Below are 25,658 nucleotides of genomic sequence, written 5' to 3' on the forward strand. Positions count from 1 at the left end.
CATCAGCAACTGACTGCAAGCCCTCCGAGTATCGTCATTAGCACGATGAAGTCCGGCAGAAGGCCCCCAATTGTGAGCAACGTCTTCTCTCCTTTTCCTTCTTCCAGAACGGCACCGATTAGGAGAGAAACAGGAAAATTAGCTCCTACGCCGTTGCTGAGGCAAGAACAAAGAGATGGAGGAGAGTTCTTCGGGTTTTCATGGTTTTCCACCTTCTGAATTGAGACGGATGTTCCACCCCAGGCCATAGCACAGAGGATAAGCGAGACCACGAGTGACGTGGCTATCAATATCAGCATTTCCGCTCTTCTTATCGGGCCGTCCAGTCTTATACTTGGGAGGCTGTACATGACCACCGAGACTGTTGCAGGTACGAAAAAGGAAATCCATGACCTTTCAAAGATGTCCAAGAGAAGAATCGTTATTAAAACGACGGCAAGGGAAGGAACTCCAAACGCCACGAGTTCACCCCATTTCTTTCAGAGGCCAAGGATGATTGCAATTAGGAACGGTGCTGCTGCGAGAAGGACGAAAGTTGCTGACGGTCCAAAGTTAAAGTTGCAGATTGGATATGGGTGTATTTGAAGGCAGGATGCTTTAACATAATACCTCGAAGGGAGTGAGACCATGAGCAGGAACCCCACGCAGGAAAGAGGAAAGGGTAAAGGAAGTGGTGAAGCTTCATCGGGCTCACCGTCCCCCATTCAAAGGAAAGACGTCGGTGAGTTTTTTAACGTCCTCTCCATTGCCGCTGGCGAGGAGAAGGTACAGGTTGCCATCGTCCCTGACCTCAAGCACGAGAAGATAGTCGTTTCCTCTCCTGAACACCCAGCCCCTGGAAAGACCGTCGGAAAGCTCCCTGACTGCGGTGTAGTCTGAGTTCTTAAGCTTAGAAACGTAAGCGTTCACGATCTCAGTGGGGGACTCTGTGTACTTGAGCCGAAATGCTTCGGTTATCTTTGACTCCTCCGGTTTTTCTCCATACCTCACCTTCGAGATTATAATGGAAGTTTCCTTGGGATACACGTAGACCGCCAGATAAACCCTCCCGGAAAGGGTTACGTTTGAGACAGAGACACCCGGTAGGATTAGACCGGTCCAGTTTTCGGAAAAGCCTTCCAGGGATTTAAAGTAGCACCCTGGCTTCTTCTTCGTCCAGTTGTACGGCTTAAAATTAAAGAACCCGACGAGCACGTGTTCAGCACTTCCATTTACAACCTCATCAAGAGTTATGCCCTTAAATCCTGCTTGAGGAGGATAGCCCGGCCCGATGACGATCGGAGGCTTAACATTGCTGACGTTCACCGGCACCGTTGAAAAGCACTGACTTTCTTCGTTCAGCCCCTTACTTGTAAAAATGCCACCACCTACCAATACTAATACTAAAAGTACTAAAAGCAAAATTGAAAGAAAAAGACGTGAAGCCCTTCTTGTCATCGAATTCACCCCCCTTCTTTAGCTTTGGAGAGAAATACCATTCTCCCAAGATAAAGAACACGATCGGAGCTCCATGGTTCGCTCACCATCCCTTAACACCATACGACCGTGAGTTCAGCCGCTATCATCATACCCACTATAAAGCCCGGCAGAAAGCTCGCAACGCTGAGCAACACTTTTTCCCGCCAGTCCCTCCCAAATCCTCCGCCGACCAGGGCCGAGACAAGGACCAGAACAAACAAAACACCCGGTCCGGTGGTTTTAAAGTAGACGACAATCACCGACAGAAGGGGTAACCCCGTTGAGAGTGCCAATCTCTTCAATGCTGGCTCTCTGAACCGGAGGTACAGGACGAGAAGGACGAGTGCCGGAAGCAGGACCAGGAGAACGAACTCCACTGATGGGGAGTATCTGATCCAGGAAACGCAGGGTTTTCCGGCTCCACCAGTCCAGTTCTCAAAGAAAATCGTGCCTTTCTCAACATAATACTCACTGATGGCACGGCTATTATAGGCAAGTACAAGCTCCCAGACCGTTGCAAAAATAATAGAAAGGACATGTAGAATGAATTCCCTAGGGCTCATGAATTCACCTCCTCTTGGGAACTTTACATCACCTACTTTCACGGACTTCTCCCCCATTGGGTATCTTTAGCACGCACCGTGGAATTGAGCAGATATTACTAATATAAACACCAGCCCCGGTAAAAATCCTCCAAAGGCGAGAATTACCCTATCCCCAATGTCTTTCCCGAGGACGATCCCACTGCTCAAGGAAACGAGCATGAGTAGAATAGAATTGATGGAGAGGTCAAGCATGAAAACTGGTGCCATGGTCGCAGCCAATAGTGAAAACAACATGGAAAGGCCAAGATTTCTAAGTGATGAATCCCTGTGGAAAATATATGAAACTAGGAGCACGAGCGCAGGAAGAAGAACCAGAACAATGAAGATCGGAGAAGGAGAGTACTTCGTCCAACAGACGTAGGGCCTCCCGGCGGAGCCAGTCCAGTTCTCGAACCAGACCATTCCGCCTTTAATATAGTATCCTACAGGAATTTTGAAGGGAAGCATTAATTCCCACACAAAAGCAAAAAAAGGAATGAGGATTCTCAGGAGTTTCATGGGATCACCTCTTTTCAGGGATTATTTTTACAAGGTGAGTATGCGAGCCCCAGTTGCCCCATGTCAAGTAATGGTCATACATGTCCCATCCGCTGTGAATGACCAAATAATCCACTGTGTTAGAATTCCCCACGTACCCTGTTATAACCACACTATGGTCTCCGTAAGGCCCTTGTCCATCCGCTGCGCTTCCACCATTGTGAAGTTGAAGCAGTGCTGGTCTGTAAGAGTTAACTTCCTCAATGACATCATCCTCATTTATGTATCCACCAAACTCCCAGCACAATCCTAATGTGCAAGTGGGTTGCGCATCATAATTGTTCTTAAGAGACCATGAAACTATCCCCTGATCCTTTAATCGCTGATATTCACTTGCAAAGGACTCAATGCCATCACACGCATCGGAACCGGGATATCCACACCACCAAGTCCATCCCTTCTTGTCTTTTGTATCAAACGTCCCCATGGTGTGGTGAAGGATGTCAACCAAAGACGTCATGTACTCCTTGTATTCCTGAGTGTAATAACCGTTTTCATAGATTTCTGGGTGCTCATGGTATGCTATGATCTGAGCGGCGGCAATGGGTGTACATCCGTCCCATATATTCCATGGATCCGCTTTCGGCCCAACATTATTTGGATAGCTTGTTGAGGCTCCTCCCAGATCACCAACTCCTCTGGTGTAAGTCCAATATGAATCTTCTGTCCATACTGGGACATTTGGAATGACTTTGGTTAGCGTTGAAGTTGATAAAACACCCACATCACTTATACCTGTGTCAGTGTCAAATGCTCTCCAAGCACTCGCTACCTGTCTGGGTGAGAGTGCCAATTTAGTGGTTTTTGGAACCGGAACCTGTCTGCCGTAGATGTCCATGGCCTTTCCATTCCCCAGCTCTACGCTGTAGCTCAGCGCACCATAATAGAGCAACTTGTGCCGTTCCCTTAAAAAGCCCTTAATTCTGGCTGTACCAATTCTTCCAAGTCTCCTGCTCGGTGCTTCCCCCTTTCCGAACTCAAGAACCGGGGGCATGTACCTCTGAGCCGCCACGAGTATGAATCCATCGGGCTTACCGTTCACCAGCACGGTGAACTCGTAGGCGCTCCTGGTTCCGTTGGGGAAGTAATACGCCACAGGCCGAGAAAGTTTCGCGTTCTTCCAGTCTTCAAAGTTCGGAATGTTTGAAGACGCCCACTGAAGGTACATCTGAGCGACAGATATGGCTTCAGCTGGCGTCACGGAACCCCCGTGGCCCTTCGGAGGAACCAAGCTCAAAGCTCCCGCGAAGCTACTCAAAACCAGAACCGCAAAAAAAACCACCAACATACGGGTACTCAGTCGGTTCATAATGAACCACCATAAGTCGTATAGTGCAACATCTTAAAAAGTTTTTTGGCCATATATTTTATAATAGACGATTACGTTACCCCTAATAGAAATTAGTGGATATGCTTATACATCTAGTTCCCCAAGAGAATCCTTTTCAATTCCCTGAAATCAACCCTCGCAGTCATGTCTATGTTTATCGGCGTCACACTGACCTTTCTCTCGACCTTCAGGGTGTAGGCGTCCGTTCCGGGCTCAAACTCCGTTGTCTGCCTTCCCACGACCCAGTAGTACGGGTGCCCCCTTGGATCTATACGCTCCTCAACCGTGGGGTTGTAGCGCTTCCTCGCGAGTCTGGTGATGACGATCCCGGTCTCGGAGGTCGCATCGCCCGGCACGTTCACGTTGAGCATGTCAACTCCATCCGGAAGGCCCCTTCTCAGGATGACCTTCGCCATCTCCCTTAGAAAGTGGGCCCCAACCGAGAACTCCACCCCAGCACCGTCCCCGAGCGTCTTCTTCCAGTCAACTTCAAGGCTCACGGCCAGGCCCGGGATATCATGCGTTGCGGCCTCTATTGCCGCCGATGCCGTTCCTGAGACCGTAATCTCGGTACTGAGGTTCTCACCAAGGTTTATGCCGCTGACTGCAAGGTCAAAGCTCCCAAAGCGCGCTATCGCAAAGATGACACAGTCCGTGGGGGTTCCATCTATTCCGTATGCTGTTCTAGCACCGGGGACGTTCACCCGCTTCGCCCTTATCGGCCTGTGGAGTGTCATGGCCCGCCCGCTTGCGCTTCTCTGGAAGAGCGGTGCAACGACATATACCTCACCCAGTTCACTTAACGCTCTGAGGGCGGCCCTTATCCCGTTGGAGTAAATCCCATCGTCGTTGGTGAGTAGTATCCTTGGCATATTTTGGGGTAGACCTCACCTTTAAAAACCCTACCTCTGACCCGGGGTAGGTGAGAGGATGACCTACTGGACGAGCGAGGACAACGTCGCCGGAAACCCCGGAACGGCGCTCTTCATAATCCTGCCCACGATAGGCTGCTACCGCTTCAGGATCAACCAAGCCTGCTACATGTGCGCCTATCCCACCGCGGCACCGAAGGTTAAGTGGAGTCAGGATGCCATAGTGGACTACGTCAGGGAGGCGCTCAAGAAAATCGAGGGTAAAAAAGGCCCCTTCGCGGTCAGAATGTTCACTTCCGGCTCGTTCCTCGACAACGGAGAGCTCAAACCGGAGACGAGGAGAAAAATCTTCGAACTTCTGGCGGGGAGGGAGGACATTGAGGAAATCGTAATAGAGAGCAGGAGCGAACTTGTGAGATACAATGCCGTCAAGGAGCTGGCTGAAATCGTCCCGGACAAGCATTTTGAGGTGGCGGTAGGCCTCGAAACGGCAAACGACGATATTGCTGACGTATCAATAAACAAGGGGAACACCTTCGAGGACTTTGTTAAGGCCGCGGAGATAACTCACGAAGCCGGGGCAACGGTGAAGACCTACCTCCTCCTCAAGCCCATATTTCTGAGCGAGCGCGACGGCATAAATGACGTCAAGGAGAGCATAACCCGGGCAGAACCCTACACGGACACCTTCTCGATAAACATCACGGACATCCAGAAGGGGACGCTCTATGAGAGGTTCTGGGGAAAGGATGAGTACCGCCCGCCATGGCTATGGAGCGCGGTTGAGGTCCTTATATGGGCCAAAAGGCGCTTCCCTGATAAGAGAATCCTGAGCGACCCCGTTGGGGCCGGTTCGAAACGTGGACCTCACAACTGTCTGACCGACTACGACCACATTATCGGGAGGGCCATCAAAAAGTTCTCGGCCACACAGGATCTGAGCCACCTTGAGAACCTCAAGCCGGAGTGCAGGGAGGGGTGGAGCTACATCGTCGAGAACGGGCTTTTGGACTGGCAACTGGTAACGTGGTAGGTGCGCGAAGAAATTTTGATCCCAAAAGGCACTTAACCCCATTTTTTCACAATCACAGCACCCTACCCGACCGTTCTTCTTTACCTGTTAATGTTCATCCACGAAAGGTTTAAATGTTGACAAACGTAAAAGGACCTAACAGAACGCAGGTGATAGTTATGGCAGATGCCGAAAAGAGAACCGTGGTCGTTAGGGAAGGTTACTTGGTTACCGGGAAGGCGGAGGAAATCGTTGAGATAGACATCGACACTTTTCTCTGCAAGGGGTGTGGGGTCTGTGTCGAGATGTGCCCCCGGAAGGTCTTTGAGTGGAGCAAGGACCTGAGCGAGAAGGGTGTCCACTACCCAATCCCAGTCAACGCGGACAAGTGTGTTAAGTGCAAGCTCTGCGAGCTTCTATGCCCCGACTTCGCAATAGCGGTAAGGTGGTGACCATGATAATCAGGGGCGACGAGCCCGAACAGCTCCGGCTTCTGAGAAGGCTGTACAAACCGGGGAACTACTTCATGCAGGGAAACGAAGCACTCTCGTACGGGGCACTTTTTGCAGGATGTCGCTTCTACGCGGGTTACCCCATCACACCATCGAGTGAAATCGCCGAAACCATGGCCCGGGAACTGCCGAAGCTCGGCGGCTACTACCTCCAGATGGAGGATGAGATAGGGAGTATCGCTGCGATGGTTGGTGCCTCATGGACTGGGTTCAAGGTCATGACCGCCACGAGCGGCCCCGGGTTCAGTCTCATGCAGGAGAACCTCGGCTACGCCGTGATGACCGAGACCCCCCTCGTTCTGGTCGACGTCCAGAGGAGCGGGCCGAGCACGGGACAGGCCACGAAGGGCGCACAGGGCGACTTCTTCCAGGCTAGGTGGGGAACTCACGGCGACCATCCGATAGTGGCCGTTTCCCCGACGAGCGGACAGGACGCATTCTGGGAGGTTATAAGGGCATTCAACATCGCCGAGAAGCTTAGGACCCCGGTGGTCTTTCTGTTCGATGGTGTTCTGGCCCACACCAGAGAGCGGGTCACCATACCCTCAGTGGAGGATGTGAAGATAACCTACCGCAAGCTTCCGGATAACGAGGAAGAGGCAAGGCTCCCCTTCGGCGATCCCCACGGGGACGGCGTCCCGCCGATGCCCCTCTTCGGGAAAGGTTACTTCACCCACGTCACCGGCTCGACCCACAAGGAGACCGGCCTTAGGGACGTTTACACGCCGGAGGTTCACGATAAGCTCGTGAGGAGAATCCACCGCAAGATCGAGAAGAACCGCGAGGTTTACGAGAAGTACGAGGAGCACTTCACGGACGACGCCGAGATACTCGTCGTCAGCTGGGGCGTTACCGCTAGACCAGCCCTCGGAGCGGTTCTCCGAGCGAGGAAGGAGGGAATAAAGGCCGGTCTCTTCGTGCCGAAGACCGTCCACCCGTTCCCGGCGGAGAGGATGCGTGAGCTGGCCAAAAAGGCACGGGCAGTGCTCGTCGCAGAAATGAACCTCGGCCAGATGATAATCGAGGTCGAGCGCTACGTCAACGGCGACGTCCTCCTCAAGGGCATAAACAAAATCGGCGGAGTGCCTCTGACCGTTGAGGAGATCCTCCGCGAGATAAGGGGTGTTGCATGATGGCGAAGAAGATATACTCCACCTACCCGATGGTTAAGTACCTCCGCAAGGAGGCCCTTCCAACCGCCCTCTGTCCTGGCTGCGGCGGTGGAACGGTCCTCAACGCCTTCGCGAACGCGATCGACGGTCTCAAAATTGATCCCAAGGACCTCGTCGTCGTTAGCGGTATAGGTTGCTCCGCCTGGATAGCCTCACCGTACTTCCTCGCCGACACGCTCCACACGACCCATGGGAGGGCGATAGCCTTTGCCACCGGAGTCAAGGTCGGTTTGCCGGACAAGAAGGTCGTCGTTATAAGCGGTGACGGCGACCTGGCGAGCATAGGTGGAAATCACCTCCTCCATGCAGCAAGGAGGAACATCGACATAACGGTCATCCTCGTCAACAACTTCATCTACGGGATGACGGGCGGGCAGGTCGCTCCAACGACACCCTTCGGGGCGATAACGACCACATCCCCATACAGGAACATAGAGCACCCCCTCCAGATTTCCGAGACAGTGGCGGCCGCCGGAGCGAGTTACGTGGCGAGGTGGACCACCGCCCACGTCTACCAGCTAATCGAGAGCATCAAGAAAGCTCTTCAGGTGAAGGGCTTCTCGCTCGTTGAGGTAGTCTCCCAGTGCCCGGTCCAGTTCGGAAGGAGAAACAGGATGAAGGAGCCCGCTGAAATGCTCCGCTGGTTCTTGAAGAACTCCGTTCCCATAAGCAAGGCCAGGAAGATGAGCGAGGATGAGCTGGAGGGCAAGTTCATCATCGGGGAGTTCGTCGACAGGAAAAGGCCCGAATACGTCGACGAGATCAACAAACTGATAGACGAGGTTCAGGAGAGTTTTGGACTGAGGGGGGACTGATAACATGCAGATCAGGTTCGCGGGAATAGGCGGTCAGGGGGTCGTCTTGGCCGGTGTCATACTCGGTGAGGCTGCTGCTATAGAGGGGCTGAACGTCGTCCAGACCCAGGACTACAGCTCCGCAAGCAGGGGCGGCCACTCTATAGCGGACGTGATAATATCCAAGGAGCCGATTTATGACGTCATGGTCACTGAGGCGGACGTTCTCGTCGCACTCGCCCAGCTCGGCTATGACACCGTCAAAAACTCCCTTAAGGGGGACGGTCTGCTCATTGTAGAAACCGACTTGGTCAAGCCGGAGAGGCCGCATATAGGCGCCCCCTTCACACGCCTGGCAGAGGAGAGCACCGGACTGGCCCTCACAGTTAACATGGTGGTGCTCGGATACCTCGTGGCGAAGACGGGAGTTGTGAGAAGGGAGAGCGTCGAGGAGGCTATTAAGAGACGTGTCCCCAAGGGGACCGAAGAGGTGAACCTGAAAGCGTTCAGGGCAGGATATGAGGAGGGATCGAAATGAGATATCCATTTCCCACCGGTAAGAAAGACTTCATCCAGGGGAACGAGGCCATAGCACGGGCCGCTATCCTAGCGGGTTGCAGGTTTTACGCAGGGTACCCCATAACCCCCGCCAGTGAGATATTCGAGGCAATGGCCCTGTACATGCCCCTTGTGGACGGGGTGAGCATCCAGATGGAGGATGAGATAGGGAGTATTGCCGCGATAATAGGTGCATCATGGGCCGGGGCAAAGGCCATGACCGCCACGAGCGGCCCCGGGTTCAGTCTCATGCAGGAGAACCTCGGCTACGCCGTGATGACCGAGACACCCATAGTGGTCGTCAACATGATGCGCGGTGGTCCGAGCACCGGACAACCCACACTTCCAGCGCAGGGGGACATAATGCAATCCATCTGGGGAACTCACGGCGATCACATGCTCATCGTACTCTCACCCTCAACCGTGCAGGAGGCGTTCGATTTTACGATACGAGCGTTTAATCTGGCCGAAAAATACCGCACTCCCGTGGTGCTCCTTGGGGACGCCGAGATCGCCCACATGCGCGAGCGCGTTTACATCCCGCATCCAGATGACGTCAAGGTGATAGGCAGGAAGCTCCCCGAGAGCGAAGAGGAGCATAAACTGCCGTTCGGGGATCCCCACGGCGATGGAATTCCACCGATGCCTATATTCGGAAGGGGCTACCGTACGTACGTCACTGGGCTGACCCACGATGAGGTCGGCCACCCCAAGACAGTGGAGGCCGAGATTCATGAGAGGCTCATAAAGAGGATATACGGTAAGATACTTGGCCACAAGGAGGACATCATCTCCTACGAGGAGTTCGAGCTTGAGGACGCTGATGTGGCCATAGTCAGCACGGGTATCGTCTCCCGTTCCGCCATACGCGCGGTCAAAATGCTCCGTGAAAAGGGGATCGAGGCAGGCCTGCTTAAACTCAACACGGTTTGGCCATTCGACTTCGACATGATGGAGGAGCTGGCGGAGCGGGTGAGGAAGATATACGTGCCGGAGATGAACCTCGGACAGCTCTACCACCTGGTAAAGGAGGGGGCGGACGGAAAGGCCGAGGTCGAACTCATCCCCAAGATAGGCGGTGAGGTTCACACTCCGATGGAGATAGTCGAGAAGGTGGTGGGTTGAGATGTACTTTAAGTCAGCTTACGACATCCGCGAGAAGTACCTCAGAAGGGAGATGCTACCAACGATATTCTGTCCAGGTTGCGGGATAGGCTCCGCACTCCAGTACACCCTCCGTGCGATAGACGACCTCGGCATGAACCCCGACGAGATAGTCTGGGTCAGTGGAATAGGCTGTTCCTCCCGTGTCCCGGGCTACGTCAACTTCGACGGCCTGCACACGACTCACGGGAGGGCTCTGGCCTTTGCCACGGGCATAAAGCTAGCCAACCCGAACCTCAAAATAATCGCCTTCATGGGCGACGGCGACACATCAGCCATAGGCGGTAACCACTTCATCCACGCCATCAGGAGAAACCTGGACGTCACCGTGATCCTCATCAACAACTTCACCTACGGAATGACGGGCGGTCAGGTCGCACCTACAACCCTCAAGGGGCTTAAGGGGACCACCGCCCCGTACGGCCAGTTTGAGAACCCATTCGACATAGCTGGCCTGGCGGTTGCGGCCGGGGCGAACTACGTGGCCAGGTGGAGTGTCTTCAACTACATACAGGGCATCAACAGTATCAAGAAGGCCCTCCAGAAAGAGGGCTTTACCCTCGTTGAGTTCCTCAGTCCCTGCCCGGTGAGCTTCGGAAGGCGGAACAGGATGAAGACCGCACCGGAGCTTCTGCGCTGGTACCAGAGGATAACCGTGCCCCTGAATAAGGCGAAGAAGATGTCTCCAGAGGAGCTTGAGGGCAAGGTCGTCATCGGCGAGTTCGTCGACAGGGACAGGCCCGGACTGATCAGGGCGTACCGCGAGTATATAAAGCGCGCAAAGAAAGCTATGGGGTGGAAGGAATGAGGAAAGAGGTCCTTTTCAGTGGATTCGGTGGTCAGGGGGTTATACTGGCCGGAGTCATCCTTGGAAGAGCCGCAGCGGTCTACGAAGACCTCTACGCCGTGCAGACCCAAGCCTATGGCCCAGAATCCAGAGGTGGTGCAAGCATGGCCGGGGTTGTGATCAGCGACGAGCCAATAGACTACCCGAAGGTCATCTCCCCGGATTACGCGGTTCTCTTCTCTCAAGAGGCTTACAACAAGTACATCCACTCCATGAGAGAAGGAGGCACGGTTGTAGTGGAGGAAGAGCTCGTACCCTCCAGAAACGCGGCGGCTGAAAAGAGCCTGAAGGTCTACGCACTCCCCCTGACCGAGCTCGCGGAGCAGACCACCGGCCTGAGTCTAACCATGAATATACTCACCCTTGGGCTCCTGGTGGAAGCAACTGGGATAATCGGAAGGGAGGCGATAGAGCGAGCCGTTCTCGACGCCGTCCCGAGGGGAACCGAAGAGCTTAACCTCAAGGCCCTGCATAAGGGCTTTGACATCGGTGTCAGGATCAGGGACGACGAATCTTGACCTTTTCTTTTCCCAAAAACCTTATCAATTCGGAGACGTAGTTGTTCCCATGCTGACCAACGAGACCAAGAACAGAACATGGCACGGGCCCGTCAGAATGGCCGACACCTTCTTCAGACGCTTCAAGGGGCTGATGCTCGTCAGGAACATAAACTACGCCCTTATTTTCGTCCTGCCCGCCGAGACGAAAGCCAACGCCTCCATTCATACCTTCTTCATGCTGAGGGATATAGATGTCATCTGGCTCGATTCCTCCAGGAGGGTCGTGGACTTCAGAACCGCAGGGATGTGGAGGCTCTACACACCTAGGAGGGCCTCAAAGTACATAATCGAGGGGCCAGTTGGTATGATAAAGGTGCTCGGGGCTGAGGAGGGTGATCTGATAGAGTGGTCGCCGACGGAGGACAGGGGGAAGACGGTGCCCACCAAAGTCTCACTGCCAGGCAAGCTGAGCCTCACGAATCACAACGGGGTCGCGATGACCGAGAGTTTGAAGGACGTTAGGGTGCAGCGGCTTTAAAAAGCAGGGGCTTTAAAAATTGAACTCCACCCCGTTTTCATCGCCCTCCCACAGGGTCAAGCGCTGGAGCACGACGCCTTCTGGCAGCTTTTCTCTTATCCTCTCGGCTATCCACAGGGCCACGTTCTCCGTCGTTGGGTTCTCAAAGAGTTTGTTCAGGTTTATGTGGTCGAGCTTTTTGATGATTTCCTCAACTATGGCCCTCAGCTGGAGGAAGTCTATGACGTATCCGTTCCTAAGGGATCCCTCCACGGCAACTTCCAAGCGGAAAGTGTGTCCGTGTACCTCCTCGACCCGTCCCTCAATAGCCACGGAGTGTGCGGCCGCAAACTTGAACCTCTCAATGACACGAGCATTCATCCAATCACCCCCAATCCCTGCGTAGAGAGGACTGCAGAATAGATAAACTTTCCCACGGAAACCCCACCTGACAGATTCGGGACTTTATATCAAATCATATATATTTGTTACCTCACTTAATAACCCACCGTAATGTTTAAAACCCGCAGGTCTTATAAGGACCTGAATCGACCGGCGGAAGGTGGTTAAAATGGTCAGGTACATGGTCACCTCTGCACTTCCATACGCGAACGGACCGATCCATCTGGGACATCTGGCGGGGGCGTACCTCTCGGCGGACATCTTCGTTCGCTACCTCAGGTTGAAAGGGAATGAGGTGCTGTTCGTCTGTGGAACGGACGAGCATGGGACCCCAATAACCTTCAGGGCCCTCAAAGAGGGCAGAAGTCCAAGGGAAATAGTCGATGAGTTTCATGAGCGCATAAAGACCGCGTTCCAGAGGGCGAGGATAAGCTTTGACTACTTTGGCAGGACGGAGTTGCCGGTCCACTACAGGGTAAGCCAGGAGTTCTTCCTCAAGGCCCTTGAGAACGGCCACCTCGTCAAGAAAGTCACCAAACAAGCCTACTGCGAGCATGACAGGATGTTCCTGCCGGACAGATACGTCATAGGCACATGTCCCTACTGCGGCGCTGAGAACCAGCGCGGGGACCAGTGTGAGGTCTGCGGCCACCCGCTGACGCCGGAGAAGCTCATCAACCCGCGCTGCAACATCTGCGGCCACCCGATAACCTTCAAGGACTCCGCCCACTACTACATCCGGATGGAGGACTTCGAGAAGAGACTGAAGGAGTGGGTTATTGGCCAGGAACACTGGAAGCCCAACGTCAGGAACACGGTCCTCGGCTGGATTAACGAGGGACTCGAAGAGAGGGCCATGACACGGGACCTCGACTGGGGTATTCCCATCCCCCTCGACGATGAGGACGTTAGGGGGAAGGTCCTCTACGTGTGGTTTGAAGCGCCGATAGGGTACATCAGCATAACGATTGACGGTCTCAGGAGGGATGGAAGGGAGAACGAGTGGAAGAAATTCTGGCTGAATCTCGATGGTGAGACAAGGGTTATCCATTTCATCGGCAAGGACAACATCCCGTTCCACGCAATATTCTGGCCTGCCTTCCTCCTCGCGTATGGCAAATACAGGGACGGGGAAGTCGAGGCCGAGTGGCTTTTGCCGTACGACATCCCCGCCAACGAGTACCTCAACTTTGAGGGCAGGAAGTTCTCAACCAGCAGGAACTGGGCCATATGGGTTCACGAGTTCCTCGATGTCTTCCCGGCGGACTACCTCCGCTACTACCTCACCGCAGTAATGCCCGAAACTCGCGACAGCGACTTCAGCTTCGCCGATTTCAAGAGCAAGATAAACGAGGAACTGGTCAACAACCTCGGAAACTTCGTCCACAGGGCAATGACCTTCGCCAACCGCTACTTCGATGGAACTGTGCCGGAGAGGGGTGGGCTGGACGACCTCGATAGGCAGGCTTTTGAAGAGATTGAGAGAGCCTTTGAGGAGACCGGAAAGCTGATAGCTCAGTACAGGTTCAAGGACGCGTTGAAGCGGGTCATGGAGTTAGCAATCTTCGGCAACCGCTACTTCGACTATCAGAAGCCGTGGAAGACGGCCAAAACCGACCGCGTGAGGACGGCAACAACCGTGAACATATCCCTCCAGCTCGTTAAGGCCCTCGGAATACTGCTTGAGCCGTTCCTTCCAGATGCGGGCGAGAAGATATGGCACCTCCTCAACCTTGAGGAGCTCAAGCGCTGGGAGTTCACCGAGATTCCGGCCGGGCACAGGGTCAGGAAGGCCACACCAATGTTCAGGAAGGTGAGCGATGAGGACATCATCTACTTCATCGTGAACTACATAGCGAGGGGCAACCCGGAGAGTGCCAGACTGCTCCTCGACAAGTACTACAAGCGGGACGACGTTGTGAAAGTAGCTCTGGAGCGCTTCAAGAACGGGGAGGAAGCAAGGGCAATCCTTAAGAGCATTTACAGGGATGAAATTGGGGCTAAAGCTGAAAAGTCCGGAAAGGCATTGAAGAAGGAGAAAGTGAAGAAAAGGGAGAAGGGTGGTGAAAGCGTGGAGTATATCAGCTTCGATGAGTTTATGAAGCTTGACCTCAGGGTTGGAAAAATAATAGAGGTTAAGGACCACCCCAACGCAGACAAACTCTACCTTGTCAAGGTGGACCTCGGAAATGAAGTCAGACAGCTGGTGGCGGGACTGAAGAGGTACTACAAACCGGAGGAGCTGCTCAACCACTACGTAGTCATCATAGCGAACCTTGAACCCAAGAAGCTCCGCGGTGTGGAAAGCCAGGGAATGCTCTTAGCGGCCGACGACGGCGAGAACGTTGCTCTCCTCATGCCGGATAAGGGGATAAAGCTTGGCTCAAGAATAAGATGAGGGGCTCAAAACCTGAGCTCCACCCAGTTCTCTTTCTTTCCCTTCAGTATCCTCACGAGACCCTTCCTCTCGAGCCTTCTGAACATCCTCCATGCGGTCGTCTTCGGGAGACCAAGGGCTTCTCTGACCTCCGCCTGGCTGGCCTTTCCGCCCCTGTCGTACACGTAAAGTAGGGACCTTCTCTCGTCATCGTTCAGGTCAAGATCCCCCAGCATTCGTTCAAATTCCTCCCTGCTTAGTGCCGTCTTTTTTGTTTCCTCCCCTCTGGTGCTTTTTCTTCTCCTCGTGAAGGTCAGATAAGCCCCAGCGATTCCTCCCGCCAAGAGGACCAGAAGAACCCACGTCCAATCACGGGCTCCCCCCCGCTGTGCGTTCTCCGGGGTGTACGATTGTGTAGTGGAGTATATGAGGGCGTAGGAGATGCTTTGATTCCCTGGCGGCATCGTTATCGAGTTGCCCGCGATCTCAATGGGGATATCGCTCAGGTCGACGACCACCGCGCTCTTAGGGAGGACAACCGTGAAAGGCACGCTGAGGTTAACACTGAGTGTCCACACCAGACCTTTCTTGGAAGTCAGGTCGGGGGTTACGTAAGAAACGTTAACTAGACTATCTTTCTCAAGGTAGACAACGAGGGTGCCGTTCTCGTCCTGGAAGTTGAGGGGATCCCCGTTTTCATCGGCCACGAACAGGTTCTCAACGTGAGATCCCAACAGTGGAACACTGATCTGAGAGGTGTAGTTCGGGGGGACGATGTCATATTCCACACCAACGTACCCATCAGGGTACACCGTCAGTGTCACGGAGGATGTGGTGTACTCTGCATGCACAAGGCCGAGCAACAAGATCATGACCAGCACCGGGGATACAAGCCTTTTTAGCACACCATCACCCCCCGTTCGACGAGTGAGCTCTTATGAAGTACTCAACGCGGTTCAGAAGAAACCTCGCCGCCAGGAAGTGCTTCATTGCTTCCACCCTCTGGTCCCTTTGGTAAAACATAACCGCCGCGTTGAACTCCCTCACGGCCGTCATCAGCTGAAGCTCCGCGATTCTGGTGTTTGCTCCCATTTCTTTGAGTCTTTCAAGTGAAAGTCTGTCCGTCAGGATCCTACCACGGGTTTCGTTGATGAGGGTCCCCACGTCCGCCGTAGTTCCTCCCTTCCCCACCACCCCAAGTCTCAGCCGTACGTACATGATGTTCGTCTGGAAAGATGTTATGACCCTTCTGTTTGTTTGGATGACCCTCAGCGCCCCCTTGTAATCCCCCGCACTTTTCAGCTTCAAAACCTGCCCGTAGACGCGTTCAAAGGCAACGAGTTGCACTTGGAGCATCTTGGTATCTATCCCTTGTTGAGATGCAGTATCCACGATGTTTCGGGCCAGGTTTATCGCGCTTCCCCCGCGGGTTATAAAGCCCTCAACGATTTTGACCGATGCTTCATCCATCAACGAACCCCGCAGTGGAACAAGCACCTCCTCCAGAAGGGCCCGCTTCGTCTCCAGTGTTCGAAGGTCTGCCGGGAGCCCATCGAAGTTCCCTTCCCTCAGGTCTTTCCACACCTTCTTGTAAGCGACCACCGTCTGGTTGTATGCCTCGGTGATGTTGCTCACATTGAGTCCAAGAGAGCCAGCAAATTGGATCAGCCTTCCAACGGACTTCAAATAATATCCCATCCTCACAAGTTTGGCCCGAGCGTTCTCCCCTGGAGGGATGTCCGTTCCGTTCAGTTGGCTCAGAACCGCTCTGTAATAGTGCATAGCCCGCAGAGCATCAGCAATGGCCGAAGGATAATCCTTGGAGTGGTACTCCTCAAGTGCCCTCACACGGTAGGCCTTCGCTGAGGCATATCCCGGGGATTGCTGAGAATGAGCGGACGCCATTACCCCCTCGGTGAAGTTGGCAACGGCGTTCAGCTTTTCAACTAGGGCCCCCGCCGTTTGCGCCTCTTGAAGGGTCTCCCCACCTGGTGATGAACCATACGTACCATTCACGGCCCCGCTCCACTGAAGCGTTCCAACGGCGAGAAATATGGCAAGCAAAATCACAGCGAGCCCCTGCGCCCTCATGGTATCACCGCACCTCTCTCACTTATCCTCCAAAACGTTCTTCGATACTTCAATCCCCTTCACGAGGAGTGCCACATTGCAGATGCCCTCAAGAACGCTCCTAAACTGAGGGTTTTTCCCGAACTGAGCAAAGAGGCTTCCGAAGTCTTGGTGCCATGCATCTACCTGATTCCTTCCCTTTGAGGTTATTATGTAAACCACCCACCCCCTCTCCTTGAGGGCCTCTACCAGCTTCCAGGCGGAGGTCATATCATTCGAATCACGAATTTCAATGTTGTACTCATCCTTTATCCTCGTGAAGAGGTCCTCCATCATCACCAACATCTCCTTCGGCATCGGTGGTTAAAAACATGTTTCGACGGTCGGTTAAACGAGCATCTTGAGAGCAACCAGGATGAGGAGCAGTGCAAACGTGAGCTTGAGCTTTGTTGGACTTACTGAGTGGGCAGCTTTTGCCCCGATGTGTGCACCAATTATAAGCCCTGGTGCAAGTAGCAGAGCGGTTTCAACTCTAACCTGCCCCAGGTGATAGTGCGCCCACGTTGCGGCAAAGGCCGTAAAAAATAGCGCTAAGCTGGAGGTACCAACAGCGTACCTCATAGGCAGCTCTATAAAGGTGTGAAAGAGGGGAACGTTCAGAACCCCCCCGCTGATTCCCAAAAGGCCAGATGTGAGGCCCGATATTACTCCCACAATAGGAACACGGCGGTACCTGACGCCGGCTGTCCCAGTCCGGGCGGAACACTCTCCCCTCCGGACCATCGTGTAGGCAAGGTAGATGAGGAGAAACGCAAAGATGCCGCGAAGGAGCCCCTCCGGAAGCATCGCCGCCAAGTACGCACCCAGGACGGCAGAAGGTACTGAAAAGGACTCTTTTACTATGACTACCCTAAAGAGCACTGCACCTTTCTTTAGATGGGTGTAGGCGGAGGAGAGGGAGCTTATAGTTATGCACGCGAGGCTGGTCCCGATGGCTTGGTGTACCGGGAGTCCCATGAGGGTCAGGGTAGGCACTATTAGAAAACCTCCCCCCACTCCAAGGAGACCTGCAACGCTCCCAATTGCGAGACCGATGACGAAATCGATGAGATACTGAATCATGGGAAAACCTCCGCCTCGGCCCTTAAAAGGACTTCTGTGAACAGGACTTCAGGGGACTGGCAAGCCGATTCCCTTCAGTATCATCCTCAGGGCAAGGAGGGCCATAACGACCGCGAAAGCTCTTTTCAGGGAAGACGCCCTCGTCCTCTTCGCTATCCTCGCACCGAGCTGGGCGCCGATTATGAGGCCCGGAACGAGGAGGATCAACCACTGAGTTTCAACGTTGCCCATGGCGTAGTGCTTGAGCGCTCCGGCGGTTGCTGTGAAGACTATCGCAAAGCTTGAGGTAGCGACCGCGTAGTGTATCGGCAGGCCGAGGTACGTCAGGAAAGGAACATTGATTATCCCCCCGCCGACGCCGAGGAGACCGCTGGCGATTCCCGCGAAGAAGCCACCGAGGGGAACGAGCTTGTAGTTGACCTCAACTTCCTCAAGCTTAACCTCGCTCGGCTCGGCTGTCTTCTTCCGGTATATCCTGATGGCCACTACAACGAGGGCCGCACCGAAGATGACCTTGAGCTGACCGGCGCTTATGAAGCTCGTCATCCATGCACCTATGTACGCTCCTATCACGGCCGTTGAAGCCAAGAGGAGGCCGACCTTATAGTGTATTCTCTTCTGCCTTGAGTATGCTATGGCTGAGCTGAGGGAGGTAAAGACGACGGCCGCGCTGGAAGTTCCGACGGCGTGGTGTATCTCAACGCCGAGGAAGTTGAGCGTAGGGACTATCAGGAATCCCCCTCCAAGGCCAAAGAGGGCCGCGAGGATGCCTATGAAAACTCCGACAGCAAAGTATCCAAGGTATTTTAGCAAGGAATCACCCCCAGAGCTCTTTCTTCGAAAGCGCTCGCGGAAAGCCTTTTAACTGTCAGACCTTGATTTCTCCTGAGATGGAGTGCTCCCCCACCTGCAACCCTTCCATTGTTCGCTCCCTTGAGCGTGCCTGGCGGCAAATGAGCGCGAACCTCACCAAAGGCGATCATTTCTTAAACACCCCCTACGAGCTTCTTCGCATTCCCTGCCCATAGCTGACTCATAGACCTTACATCTCCAGCGTTATCGCCTCTATAAGCTTTATCAACGCCTCAAGGTCGGCCAGATGAAGGGTCTCGACCTCGCTGTGGAGGTACCTTATCGGAACGCTCAGGGCGAGAACCTCGCTCTTGCCCTGGAAGACCGACGCGTCCGTTCCGCCGCCGGTGACGCCGATCTGGAGAGGGATGTCGTTCCTCGACGCTATCTCGGCAACCTTTCTGGCGAGCTTCCTCGTGTAAATCGCGGAGTTATCTACGGCCCTTATCACCGCTCCCCCTCCGAGCCTTACGTCTCCGGTTATCTCACCGCAGCAGGCGAATGAATCGACGGCAAAGGCGTACTTCGGGGTGTAGTGCTCCGCCAAGAACTTCGCTCCCTTGAGGCCTATCTCCTCCTGGACGGTGAAGGCGAAAATCCACTTTCCATCGAGGTCATGGTCAACGAGATCCTTTATGGCTTCAATGAGGGCAACGACGCCAAAACGGTCGTCTAGAGAGCGCGTAGAAACATAGCGGTCCTTGAGAACCGCGAAGTGCTTCTTGAAGACCGCGTAATCCAACACCTTAACGCCGAGGGCTTCCGCCTCCTCCTTGCTTTCAGCCCCGATGTCTATTACGAGCTTGTCCCAGGTAACGGTGCCGAACTTCCTTTCAAGGTTCAGGTGCACCGGAAGGACACCTATAACGCCGTCGAGCTTCCCTTTCTCGGTTATAACGTCGAGATGCCTGCCGTAGAGGAGCCTGTCGTCTATTCCACCGATCTTCCTGAAGGTAAGCTTTCCGTCCGGCCTTACGCCTGTTATGAGAAGCCCAATCTCGTCCACGTGGGCCATGAAGATGCCCTTGAGCGCACCCTCGCCGAGCTCGACGGTGAGGTTTCCTATCGTGTCAACCGCATAGTCGGCGTATGGTTCAAGCCACTCAGCTATCTTTTCCCGGATCCTCTCCTCGTAGCCCGAAATACCTGGGATCCCGGTTATTTCCCTCAGCTCCTCAACAAGCATCACGACCACCTCAAAGCATCTTAACGTCCTCTGGGGAGCGTATCTCAACCACCTCGCGGTTCACGAGCGCCTCCAGGACCTCCCCCCTGAGAACGGCGAGGAGATTTCTAACCGCCTGGAAGCCCATGTCCTCCATGGCCTCCCTCGAAAGGCCGGCGTGGTGGGGGGTCAGAACAGTCTCCCACTCATGTTCAAAGAGTTCGTGCTTCTGAACTGGCTCGTTTTCAAAGACGTCCGTTGCGTAGCCCTTCAGCTTTCCTTCTTCAATGGCCTTCACGAGGGCCTTCTCGTCTACCAGCGTCCCGCGCCCGATGTTGACGAGGTATTTGCCTTCGAGGAGTTCCAGCCTCTCCGCGTTTATGATGTGATATGTCTCCGGTGTGGACGGCAGGGCCAGAATCACGATATCGCTTTCCCGCAGAACATCTTCGAGCGGCATATATCTGGCCCTGACTTCCTTTTCAATATCGGGCTTCTGAGAGCGGGACCAGTAGAGTATCTCCGTGCCCATCGCCTTCATTCTTCTCGCTATGGCCTTTCCAATGGCACCCATGCCGAGGATTCCAACTTTCTTCCCGTAGACCGTTTCTATGTCCCTGAACCCGCTCCAGACGGTTCTGTGGGAGTCCCACTTCCCGGCACGAATGAAGCTGTCGGAGTAGGCGATCTTCCTGAGGAGCGCTATGGTCAGACCGACGGCGAACTCGGCAACTGCCTCGCTCAGAACACCGGCTACCTTCGTTACGTAGATTCCCCTCTTCGTTGCTGCCTCAACATCAACGTGGTCGTAGCCGGCGGAATGGCAGCTGATGACCTTCAGCCTTTCAGCCCTCTCGATGACTTCGCGCGGAAACCTGTTCAAAGGGGAGATTATGACGCCATCAACCTCTCCTATCCTTTCTTTGAGCTCATCGACGCTTGGATACAGTATGGATTCAACGTCCGCGTACTTCTTGAGCTCCTCAACGGGCTTGCTCTTCATCTTAAAGAGAACGGCCACCTTCGGCCTCATGGTATCACCTTAAGATGCTTATCGAAACGGCCCTAATAAGGTTTTGCATGGTATGGAGAAATCCTGGTGCCACCGGGAAAACTTAAAAACTTTTCCGGTTTCTCCCTCTAGGTGGTGCAGATGGCGGGTAAAGTTAAGAGGAAAAAGTGGAGCGAGAATTTCAGCGAGTGGTACAACGAGCTTGTGGAGATGGCTGAAATTCAGGACAAGAGATATCCGGTCAAGGGAATGAACATCTGGCTCCCGTACGGGCTGAAAATCATGAGGAACATTGAGAGGTTCATCCACTCCGAGATGGAGAGGACCGGACACGAGGAGGTTCTCTTCCCGGCGCTCATCCCCGAGACAGAGTTCCAGAAGGAGGCCGAACACATAGCCGGCTTCGAGGGAGAAGTTTTTTGGGTCACCCACGCCGGTCACGATCCCCTCGACGTCAGGCTCATCCTCCGTCCTACGAGCGAGACGGCGATGTACTCAATGTTCTCGCTTTGGATAAGGTCGCACGCCGACCTGCCCTTCAAAGTCTATCAGATAGTTAACGTTTACCGCTACGAGACCAAGCACACGAGGCCCCTTATCAGGGTCAGGGAAATCAGCAGGTTCTTCGAGGCCCACACAGCCCATGACAGCTACGAGGACGCCGAGAGGCAGATAAAGGAGGATCTTGAGATATTTGACAACCTCGCGAGGTTCCTCGCGATTCCCTACATCGTCTCCAATCGCCCCGACTGGGACAAGTTCCCCGGTGCCTACTACTCCCTTGGAGCCGAGGTCATGATGCCCGACGGCAGGACGCTCCAGATAGGCACCATGCACAACTACCGCCAGAACTTCGCAAAGGCCTACAACATCCAGTACGAGACGGAGAGCGGCGACCACGAGTACGTCCACCAGACCACCTTCGGAATGAGCGAGAGGCTTTTGGCGGCGGTCATGGCCATACACGGCGACGACAGTGGTCTTGTCCTTCCCCCTACCATCGCCCCGATACAGGTCGTGGTCGTCCCGATACCGAAGAAAGACGCCGAGGCCGACGTCTTTGCCTACGCGAGGGAGATAGCGGAAGAGCTCAGGAACGCCGGGATACGCGTCCATGTGGACGAGCGCGATATAAGACCCGGAAGGAAGTACTACGACTGGGAGCTGAAGGGAGTTCCCCTCAGGATAGAGGTAGGCCCGAGAGACGTTGAGGGAAAGAAGGCTGTCCTCGCGAGGCGCGATACGCTCACCAAGGAGGTCATTGATAGGACTGAACTCGTCGATGCCGTCAGGAGGACCTTCGACGAGATCATGGAGAACCTTTACAGCCGTGCGAAGGCGTTACTTGAGAGCCACATCAAGCGCGTTGACACCATCGAGGAAGCGAAGGAAGTTTTCGAGGACAGGCGCGGTATAGTGGAAATCGCGTGGTGCGGTGAGGAGAGCTGCGGGCTTGAGATGGAGGAAATACTGGACGCCAAGATGCTCGGAACCCCGTATCCGGACGAAGAGGCCAGAGCCCCGGAAGGGAAGAAGTGCCCGGTCTGCGGCAGGGAGGCCAAGTTCATAGCGAGGTTCGCGAGAACCTACTAAACCTCGATCTCCCTTCTTATTCTACGCTAAATATAAAAGGGAGTCAAAAGCCGAAGGTTTTAGTCCAGTTGATTCCCCTCTCCTGAAGGGCGGTCCTGAGCATATTGATCGCAGCCTCAATGTACAGATATGCCTTTCTTATGTGAATGCTAAAGATCATCCATCCGAAGTCCCGGTAGTCCGTGGGTATGCCGTACTGCATGGACTCGTTGTATTCCCTACTAGCGTTTGTGTAGAGGTCCATAGCGAGCTCCAGGGTCTTGTTGCTGACGTTTGCCTGGACACTGAGATTGTAGAGCCCGTTGAATTTCTGGTCATCGCTCCGGTACATGTAGTACCAAGCGAGGGACTGTTTCAGGAAGTTCTTGTAGTTCCACTGGAGCGCTCCGGCGGTTCCTGCAAGAGGAGCCAAAAGGACAAACGCCGCCAGTATGAGCACAGCGACCTTTCTCATAATCCCACCTCCTCCAAATGTATCCATTTGTCAAGACTTTTAAATATTCCTCCGTGAAGCTTTAAAAGCCAGGTGTCAATGGACGACTATGCTGCTCGGAATCCACGACGGTCACGACGCCGGTGCGGTTCTCATAGACGGGGATAGGTTATTCGCTGTCAATGAGGAGAGACTCAACGGGATTAAAAAATATCGAGGATTCCCGGTCTTGAGCCTGAAAAAGGTCATGGAGATAGCCGGAGCAGAACCGGAGGACGTTGAGATTATAGCCGTTGCCGGCATATTCAGGAAGAGGAAGCGCCTTCTTGAGATTGAAGAGAACCTCCGCGCGGTTTTTGGGAAGGAGTTCAAGAGGAAAGTAACTTTTGTTGAGCACCACCTGGCCCACTCAGCCGCGGCCTACTACACCTCGGGCTGGAGAGACGCCCTCTCAGTGAGTATCGATGCCGCCGGGGATGGGCTGAGCGCCTCGGTTTACGCCGCGAGAGACGGCGAGATGATACGAATCGCTCAGAGCACTTACCTAGACTCCCTGGGCGACTTCTACGCCTCAGTTACAGAGCTTCTCGGCTTCAAGCCGATGCGTCACGAGGGTAAGGTGATGAGCTTGGCCGCCTACGGCAGGCCAACCTACGACCTGAGCTCAATAATCGAGCTGAACGGTCTGAGCTTCGACAACCATCTCAGGTTTATCGGGATTGAGGCCACGAGGAAGCTCGCCGAGCTCTTTGACTACCCCCTCAGACACGCCAAGGAGATTGCCCTCCAGATGAAGCGTGGAAATCTTGAGGGTGAGCTCCAGAGGAAGGCCATAGAGATAGCCGCCAGCGCTCAAGCGCATCTGGAGGAGCTGATTGAGGAGCTCGGGCTGAAGCTCGTAGAGAAAAACCTCCCCCTCGCCTACGCCGGCGGAGTTGCCCAAAACGTCAAGGCAAACGCGGTGCTGAGGAAAATCTTTGGCGATGATAATCTCTGGGTCTTTCCGGCGATGGACGACGGCGGTTTGGCATTCGGGGCGGTGGTCTTTGTGAAGGCTCAGCTTGATAGGCTCGACGGAAGGTGGAGGCCGTTCAGGCTTGAGCACGTCTATCTTGGGCCGGGGTACTCAAAGGAGGAGGTCGAGGAATTCCTGAAGAAGGAAGGGGTCAAGTACGAAGAGATAGGGAACGCCTCCGGCTTCGTTGCCGATGCTCTCGTTGATGGGAAGCTCGTTGGCTTCTTCCAGGGAGCAATGGAGTTTGGGCCGAGGGCTCTGGGCAACCGTTCCATTTTAGCCGACCCGAGGGATGAGGGCGTCAAGGATAGGCTCAACGTTGCATTGAAGAGAGACGTCTTCCAGCCCTTCGCGCCCTCCATGCTCTGGGAGAAAGCCGAAGGATACCTCGAAGACCTCGGCGGGATGCCGAACGAGTTCATGACGATGAGCTACAGCGCGAGTGAAAGCTTTAGGGAGCTTGCCCCGGCAGTCGTTCACGTGGACGGTACAACGAGGCCGCAGGCGGTGAGGAGGGAGATAAACCCGGATTACTACGAGATCATCAAAGCCTTCGAGCGGAGAACTGACCTGGGTGCGGTGCTGAACACGAGCTTCAACATACACGGCGAGCCGATAGTCTGCTCACCGAAGGATGCGCTTAGGACTGCCAAAAAAGCGGGTCTTGACGTCCTTATGATTGAGGGTTTTGCAGTTTGACATTGACGACCGTTATCCAATGAACGTCCCTCAATCCTCAGAGGAGGATTCCATCTCGAATACCCTTTCAAAGACCGTCTTGTGGTTTCCAAAGGCCTCGAACATCCTGCTGGAGTAGCTGGTGGACGCGGTTTCAAGAAACTCCCGCAGGTTTCGACTTATCCTCTCGTTCATAGGAACGTGAAGTGGAGCGGGCTCGTAGTAGTCCAGACCTTTCATGAGGGCCGTTGAGAAGTACCAGAGGGTTTTTCTGACTTTTCTACCTTTTATCCGGGAGAAACTGGCTTCCATACAGTTGAACGCCGCATGTAGAAGGACTATCATGTCGATTTCAACGCCCTTTCTAAGCAACTTTTCCCTCCTTTCATCCCCACTCATGTCTTTGATCCGGTATCCGCTCCTCGTCTGCTCATCGTACGGGACCCTAACGTCGTAGATGCCCTCTACCCTTGGGTCGTAGACTAGAACCTCGGTCCCACCAATGATGTAGAGTCCTCCTTCCCTAACCTCGACGACGGTGTTCTCGGTGCTCAACACCGGGAGCCCACGGGCCAGTGCAAGGACGGACATCGTGCTCTTGCCGGTGTGTGGGTAGCCCACGAACAGGACCGCCTTTCCATTCGGTGCAACGACCCCAACGGAGTCGGTTATGAACATCCTACCTTCCTTGGCACCCGCCCTAGCAGCCGCCTGGAGGATGAAGAAAATCGGCGCCTCGTTTCCATAGGCGGAGGGGACATCGGATTCAATCTTGTAAGAATCAACACCTAGGTGATCGTAGCTGGCGCTAAATACACGGAAGTTCCTCCCCTTAAAGCGCTCGACGACAACTTGCGGGCCGCCGGAACGAACCTCAACGTCAGGGAGGTACCGTCTCGCAAAAAGCCCAAAGAAACCGTCTTTAAAGCCATCATCGAGCTCACCCGTGAACCGAATATTAACTCCACCCGTTCTCATGTCTCCCAACCCTCCCCGTATGGAGGCCAGTGGGGGTGTTTATAACGTTTCCGTAAAAAGCCATCGTGGGAAGAACGTGTGAC

29 protein-coding genes are annotated in these 25,658 nt (G+C 54.3%); 12 read left to right on the forward strand and 17 right to left on the reverse strand.

Going from position 1 to position 25,658, the window contains the following annotated elements; translation table 11 throughout:
* Positions 1-2 precede the first annotated feature (2 nt).
* The 7 genes from MVK60_RS07985 to surE all read right to left on the reverse strand — a co-directional run bounded on the left by MVK60_RS07985 (position 3) and on the right by surE (position 4,802).
* Positions 3-461, reverse strand: a complete 459-nt coding sequence (locus tag MVK60_RS07985) for a hypothetical protein (RefSeq protein ID WP_297438185.1) — start codon at positions 459-461, stop codon at positions 3-5.
* An 18-nt stretch (positions 462-479) separates the two neighbouring features.
* On the reverse strand, positions 480-704 hold the full coding sequence (locus MVK60_RS07990) for a hypothetical protein (RefSeq protein ID WP_297438186.1): 225 nt from the start codon (positions 702-704) through the stop codon (positions 480-482).
* On the reverse strand, positions 691-1,437 hold the full coding sequence (locus MVK60_RS07995) for a hypothetical protein (RefSeq protein ID WP_297438188.1): 747 nt from the start codon (positions 1,435-1,437) through the stop codon (positions 691-693). Before MVK60_RS07995 ends, MVK60_RS07990 begins: the two co-directional genes overlap by 14 nt.
* 92 nt (positions 1,438-1,529) lie before the next feature.
* On the reverse strand, positions 1,530-2,021 hold the full coding sequence (locus tag MVK60_RS08000; protein ID WP_297438190.1) for a hypothetical protein: 492 nt from the start codon (positions 2,019-2,021) through the stop codon (positions 1,530-1,532).
* Between the two features lie 66 nt (positions 2,022-2,087).
* On the reverse strand, positions 2,088-2,561 hold the full coding sequence (locus tag MVK60_RS08005) for a hypothetical protein (RefSeq protein WP_297438192.1): 474 nt from the start codon (positions 2,559-2,561) through the stop codon (positions 2,088-2,090).
* A gap of 4 nt (positions 2,562-2,565) precedes the next feature.
* Entirely contained in the window at positions 2,566-3,801 is a 1,236-nt protein-coding gene (locus MVK60_RS08010) for a hypothetical protein (protein ID WP_297438194.1), read from the reverse strand.
* Positions 3,802-4,022: 221 nt separating this feature from the next.
* The gene (gene surE / locus MVK60_RS08015) at positions 4,023-4,802 is read right to left on the reverse strand and encodes a 5'/3'-nucleotidase SurE (RefSeq protein WP_297438196.1); all 780 of its coding nucleotides are present in this window, start codon (positions 4,800-4,802) and stop codon (positions 4,023-4,025) included.
* A 58-nt stretch (positions 4,803-4,860) separates the two neighbouring features.
* Between surE and MVK60_RS08020 the strand changes: the two genes are divergently transcribed.
* From MVK60_RS08020 to MVK60_RS08060, 9 genes are all read left to right on the forward strand, one after another.
* Complete coding sequence (locus MVK60_RS08020; RefSeq protein WP_297438197.1) at positions 4,861-5,835, forward strand: archaeosine biosynthesis radical SAM protein RaSEA; 975 nt, start codon at positions 4,861-4,863, stop codon at positions 5,833-5,835.
* A 158-nt stretch (positions 5,836-5,993) separates the two neighbouring features.
* Entirely contained in the window at positions 5,994-6,266 is a 273-nt protein-coding gene (locus tag MVK60_RS08025; protein ID WP_297438199.1) for a 2-oxoglutarate ferredoxin oxidoreductase subunit delta, read from the forward strand.
* 2 nt (positions 6,267-6,268) lie between these two features.
* Positions 6,269-7,459 carry a 2-oxoacid:acceptor oxidoreductase subunit alpha gene (locus tag MVK60_RS08030; RefSeq protein ID WP_297438442.1) on the forward strand — a complete coding sequence of 397 codons (1,191 nt, stop codon included), beginning with the start codon at positions 6,269-6,271 and terminating at the stop codon, positions 7,457-7,459.
* Entirely contained in the window at positions 7,459-8,313 is an 855-nt protein-coding gene (locus MVK60_RS08035) for a 2-oxoacid:ferredoxin oxidoreductase subunit beta (RefSeq protein WP_297438201.1), read from the forward strand. The genes MVK60_RS08030 and MVK60_RS08035 overlap by 1 nt, the downstream gene beginning before the upstream one ends.
* Before the next feature lie 4 nt (positions 8,314-8,317).
* The gene (locus MVK60_RS08040; protein ID WP_297438203.1) at positions 8,318-8,830 is read left to right on the forward strand and encodes a 2-oxoacid:ferredoxin oxidoreductase subunit gamma; all 513 of its coding nucleotides are present in this window, start codon (positions 8,318-8,320) and stop codon (positions 8,828-8,830) included.
* Positions 8,827-9,975 carry a 2-oxoacid:acceptor oxidoreductase subunit alpha gene (locus MVK60_RS08045; RefSeq protein ID WP_297438205.1) on the forward strand — a complete coding sequence of 383 codons (1,149 nt, stop codon included), beginning with the start codon at positions 8,827-8,829 and terminating at the stop codon, positions 9,973-9,975. The genes MVK60_RS08040 and MVK60_RS08045 overlap by 4 nt, the downstream gene beginning before the upstream one ends.
* 1 nt (position 9,976) lies before the next feature.
* Entirely contained in the window at positions 9,977-10,822 is an 846-nt protein-coding gene (locus MVK60_RS08050; protein WP_297438207.1) for a 2-oxoacid:ferredoxin oxidoreductase subunit beta, read from the forward strand.
* On the forward strand, positions 10,819-11,379 hold the full coding sequence (locus tag MVK60_RS08055; RefSeq protein WP_297438209.1) for a 2-oxoacid:ferredoxin oxidoreductase subunit gamma: 561 nt from the start codon (positions 10,819-10,821) through the stop codon (positions 11,377-11,379). Before MVK60_RS08050 ends, MVK60_RS08055 begins: the two co-directional genes overlap by 4 nt.
* Before the next feature lie 49 nt (positions 11,380-11,428).
* Positions 11,429-11,899 (forward strand): DUF192 domain-containing protein, encoded by a 471-nt coding sequence (locus MVK60_RS08060; RefSeq protein ID WP_297438211.1) that lies wholly within the window; start codon positions 11,429-11,431, stop codon positions 11,897-11,899.
* A 12-nt stretch (positions 11,900-11,911) separates the two neighbouring features.
* On the opposite strand, the gene MVK60_RS08065 is transcribed toward MVK60_RS08060, so the two are convergent.
* Positions 11,912-12,259 carry a 6-carboxytetrahydropterin synthase gene (locus MVK60_RS08065; RefSeq protein ID WP_297438213.1) on the reverse strand — a complete coding sequence of 116 codons (348 nt, stop codon included), beginning with the start codon at positions 12,257-12,259 and terminating at the stop codon, positions 11,912-11,914.
* A 190-nt stretch (positions 12,260-12,449) separates the two neighbouring features.
* Between MVK60_RS08065 and metG the strand changes: the two genes are divergently transcribed.
* Positions 12,450-14,678, forward strand: a complete 2,229-nt coding sequence (gene metG / locus MVK60_RS08070) for a methionine--tRNA ligase (protein WP_297438215.1) — start codon at positions 12,450-12,452, stop codon at positions 14,676-14,678.
* 5 nt (positions 14,679-14,683) lie between these two features.
* Here the strand turns inward: metG and MVK60_RS08075 are convergent, their stop codons facing one another.
* From MVK60_RS08075 to MVK60_RS08105, 7 genes are all read right to left on the reverse strand, one after another.
* Entirely contained in the window at positions 14,684-15,562 is an 879-nt protein-coding gene (locus MVK60_RS08075; RefSeq protein WP_297438217.1) for a MarR family transcriptional regulator, read from the reverse strand.
* Positions 15,563-15,566: 4 nt separating this feature from the next.
* Positions 15,567-16,748: a hypothetical protein gene (locus MVK60_RS08080; protein WP_297438219.1), complete on the reverse strand. Its 1,182-nt coding sequence runs from the start codon at positions 16,746-16,748 to the stop codon at positions 15,567-15,569.
* An 18-nt stretch (positions 16,749-16,766) separates the two neighbouring features.
* The gene (locus MVK60_RS08085) at positions 16,767-17,063 is read right to left on the reverse strand and encodes a hypothetical protein (protein WP_297438444.1); all 297 of its coding nucleotides are present in this window, start codon (positions 17,061-17,063) and stop codon (positions 16,767-16,769) included.
* 51 nt (positions 17,064-17,114) lie between these two features.
* The gene (locus tag MVK60_RS08090; protein ID WP_297438220.1) at positions 17,115-17,849 is read right to left on the reverse strand and encodes a sulfite exporter TauE/SafE family protein; all 735 of its coding nucleotides are present in this window, start codon (positions 17,847-17,849) and stop codon (positions 17,115-17,117) included.
* 48 nt (positions 17,850-17,897) lie between these two features.
* Positions 17,898-18,662 (reverse strand): sulfite exporter TauE/SafE family protein, encoded by a 765-nt coding sequence (locus MVK60_RS08095; protein WP_297438222.1) that lies wholly within the window; start codon positions 18,660-18,662, stop codon positions 17,898-17,900.
* A 229-nt stretch (positions 18,663-18,891) separates the two neighbouring features.
* A complete protein-coding gene (locus MVK60_RS08100) occupies positions 18,892-19,887 on the reverse strand; it encodes a M42 family metallopeptidase (protein WP_297438224.1) in 996 nt (331 codons plus the stop codon).
* A 10-nt stretch (positions 19,888-19,897) separates the two neighbouring features.
* The gene (locus MVK60_RS08105) at positions 19,898-20,899 is read right to left on the reverse strand and encodes a 2-hydroxyacid dehydrogenase (RefSeq protein WP_297438226.1); all 1,002 of its coding nucleotides are present in this window, start codon (positions 20,897-20,899) and stop codon (positions 19,898-19,900) included.
* A gap of 120 nt (positions 20,900-21,019) precedes the next feature.
* Between MVK60_RS08105 and proS the strand changes: the two genes are divergently transcribed.
* Positions 21,020-22,471 (forward strand): proline--tRNA ligase, encoded by a 1,452-nt coding sequence (gene proS, locus MVK60_RS08110; RefSeq protein ID WP_297438447.1) that lies wholly within the window; start codon positions 21,020-21,022, stop codon positions 22,469-22,471.
* 43 nt (positions 22,472-22,514) lie between these two features.
* Here proS and MVK60_RS08115 read toward each other — a convergent pair whose 3' ends face one another.
* A complete protein-coding gene (locus tag MVK60_RS08115) occupies positions 22,515-22,925 on the reverse strand; it encodes a pyrolysin (protein ID WP_297438228.1) in 411 nt (136 codons plus the stop codon).
* A gap of 88 nt (positions 22,926-23,013) precedes the next feature.
* On the opposite strand from MVK60_RS08115, the gene MVK60_RS08120 reads away from it, so the two are divergent.
* Positions 23,014-24,618, forward strand: coding sequence for a carbamoyltransferase (locus MVK60_RS08120; RefSeq protein WP_297438230.1), 1,605 nt, complete (start codon positions 23,014-23,016; stop codon positions 24,616-24,618).
* Positions 24,619-24,648: 30 nt separating this feature from the next.
* On the opposite strand, the gene MVK60_RS08125 is transcribed toward MVK60_RS08120, so the two are convergent.
* The gene (locus MVK60_RS08125; RefSeq protein WP_297438449.1) at positions 24,649-25,575 is read right to left on the reverse strand and encodes a hypothetical protein; all 927 of its coding nucleotides are present in this window, start codon (positions 25,573-25,575) and stop codon (positions 24,649-24,651) included.
* Between the last annotated feature and the right edge of the window lie 83 nt (positions 25,576-25,658).

Source organism: Thermococcus sp., assembly GCF_026988555.1.
Classification (GTDB): Archaea; Methanobacteriota_B; Thermococci; order Thermococcales; family Thermococcaceae; genus Thermococcus.

Excerpts from the sequence above, each read along its gene's own strand:
- proS (WP_297438447.1), top strand. The coding sequence starts at position 21,020 with ATGGCGGGTAAAGTTAAGAGGAAAAAGTGGAGCGAGAATTTCAGCGAG.
- MVK60_RS08065 (WP_297438213.1), bottom strand. The coding sequence starts at position 12,259 with ATGAATGCTCGTGTCATTGAGAGGTTCAAGTTTGCGGCCGCACACTCC.
- MVK60_RS08020 (WP_297438197.1), top strand. The coding sequence starts at position 4,861 with ATGACCTACTGGACGAGCGAGGACAACGTCGCCGGAAACCCCGGAACG.
- MVK60_RS08030 (WP_297438442.1), top strand. The coding sequence starts at position 6,269 with ATGATAATCAGGGGCGACGAGCCCGAACAGCTCCGGCTTCTGAGAAGG.
- MVK60_RS08040 (WP_297438203.1), top strand. The coding sequence starts at position 8,318 with ATGCAGATCAGGTTCGCGGGAATAGGCGGTCAGGGGGTCGTCTTGGCC.
- surE (WP_297438196.1), bottom strand. The coding sequence starts at position 4,802 with ATGCCAAGGATACTACTCACCAACGACGATGGGATTTACTCCAACGGG.
- MVK60_RS08035 (WP_297438201.1), top strand. The coding sequence starts at position 7,459 with ATGGCGAAGAAGATATACTCCACCTACCCGATGGTTAAGTACCTCCGC.
- MVK60_RS08120 (WP_297438230.1), top strand. The coding sequence starts at position 23,014 with ATGCTGCTCGGAATCCACGACGGTCACGACGCCGGTGCGGTTCTCATA.
- MVK60_RS08005 (WP_297438192.1), bottom strand. The coding sequence starts at position 2,561 with ATGAAACTCCTGAGAATCCTCATTCCTTTTTTTGCTTTTGTGTGGGAA.
- MVK60_RS08090 (WP_297438220.1), bottom strand. The coding sequence starts at position 17,849 with ATGATTCAGTATCTCATCGATTTCGTCATCGGTCTCGCAATTGGGAGC.
- MVK60_RS08025 (WP_297438199.1), top strand. The coding sequence starts at position 5,994 with ATGGCAGATGCCGAAAAGAGAACCGTGGTCGTTAGGGAAGGTTACTTG.
- MVK60_RS08000 (WP_297438190.1), bottom strand. The coding sequence starts at position 2,021 with ATGAGCCCTAGGGAATTCATTCTACATGTCCTTTCTATTATTTTTGCA.
- MVK60_RS08060 (WP_297438211.1), top strand. The coding sequence starts at position 11,429 with ATGCTGACCAACGAGACCAAGAACAGAACATGGCACGGGCCCGTCAGA.
- MVK60_RS08085 (WP_297438444.1), bottom strand. The coding sequence starts at position 17,063 with ATGATGGAGGACCTCTTCACGAGGATAAAGGATGAGTACAACATTGAA.
- metG (WP_297438215.1), top strand. The coding sequence starts at position 12,450 with ATGGTCAGGTACATGGTCACCTCTGCACTTCCATACGCGAACGGACCG.
- MVK60_RS08050 (WP_297438207.1), top strand. The coding sequence starts at position 9,977 with ATGTACTTTAAGTCAGCTTACGACATCCGCGAGAAGTACCTCAGAAGG.
- MVK60_RS07995 (WP_297438188.1), bottom strand. The coding sequence starts at position 1,437 with ATGACAAGAAGGGCTTCACGTCTTTTTCTTTCAATTTTGCTTTTAGTA.
- MVK60_RS08045 (WP_297438205.1), top strand. The coding sequence starts at position 8,827 with ATGAGATATCCATTTCCCACCGGTAAGAAAGACTTCATCCAGGGGAAC.
- MVK60_RS08115 (WP_297438228.1), bottom strand. The coding sequence starts at position 22,925 with ATGAGAAAGGTCGCTGTGCTCATACTGGCGGCGTTTGTCCTTTTGGCT.
- MVK60_RS07990 (WP_297438186.1), bottom strand. The coding sequence starts at position 704 with ATGGGGGACGGTGAGCCCGATGAAGCTTCACCACTTCCTTTACCCTTT.
- MVK60_RS08125 (WP_297438449.1), bottom strand. The coding sequence starts at position 25,575 with ATGAGAACGGGTGGAGTTAATATTCGGTTCACGGGTGAGCTCGATGAT.
- MVK60_RS08055 (WP_297438209.1), top strand. The coding sequence starts at position 10,819 with ATGAGGAAAGAGGTCCTTTTCAGTGGATTCGGTGGTCAGGGGGTTATA.
- MVK60_RS08080 (WP_297438219.1), bottom strand. The coding sequence starts at position 16,748 with ATGAGGGCGCAGGGGCTCGCTGTGATTTTGCTTGCCATATTTCTCGCC.
- MVK60_RS08100 (WP_297438224.1), bottom strand. The coding sequence starts at position 19,887 with ATGCTTGTTGAGGAGCTGAGGGAAATAACCGGGATCCCAGGTATTTCG.
- MVK60_RS08105 (WP_297438226.1), bottom strand. The coding sequence starts at position 20,899 with ATGAGGCCGAAGGTGGCCGTTCTCTTTAAGATGAAGAGCAAGCCCGTT.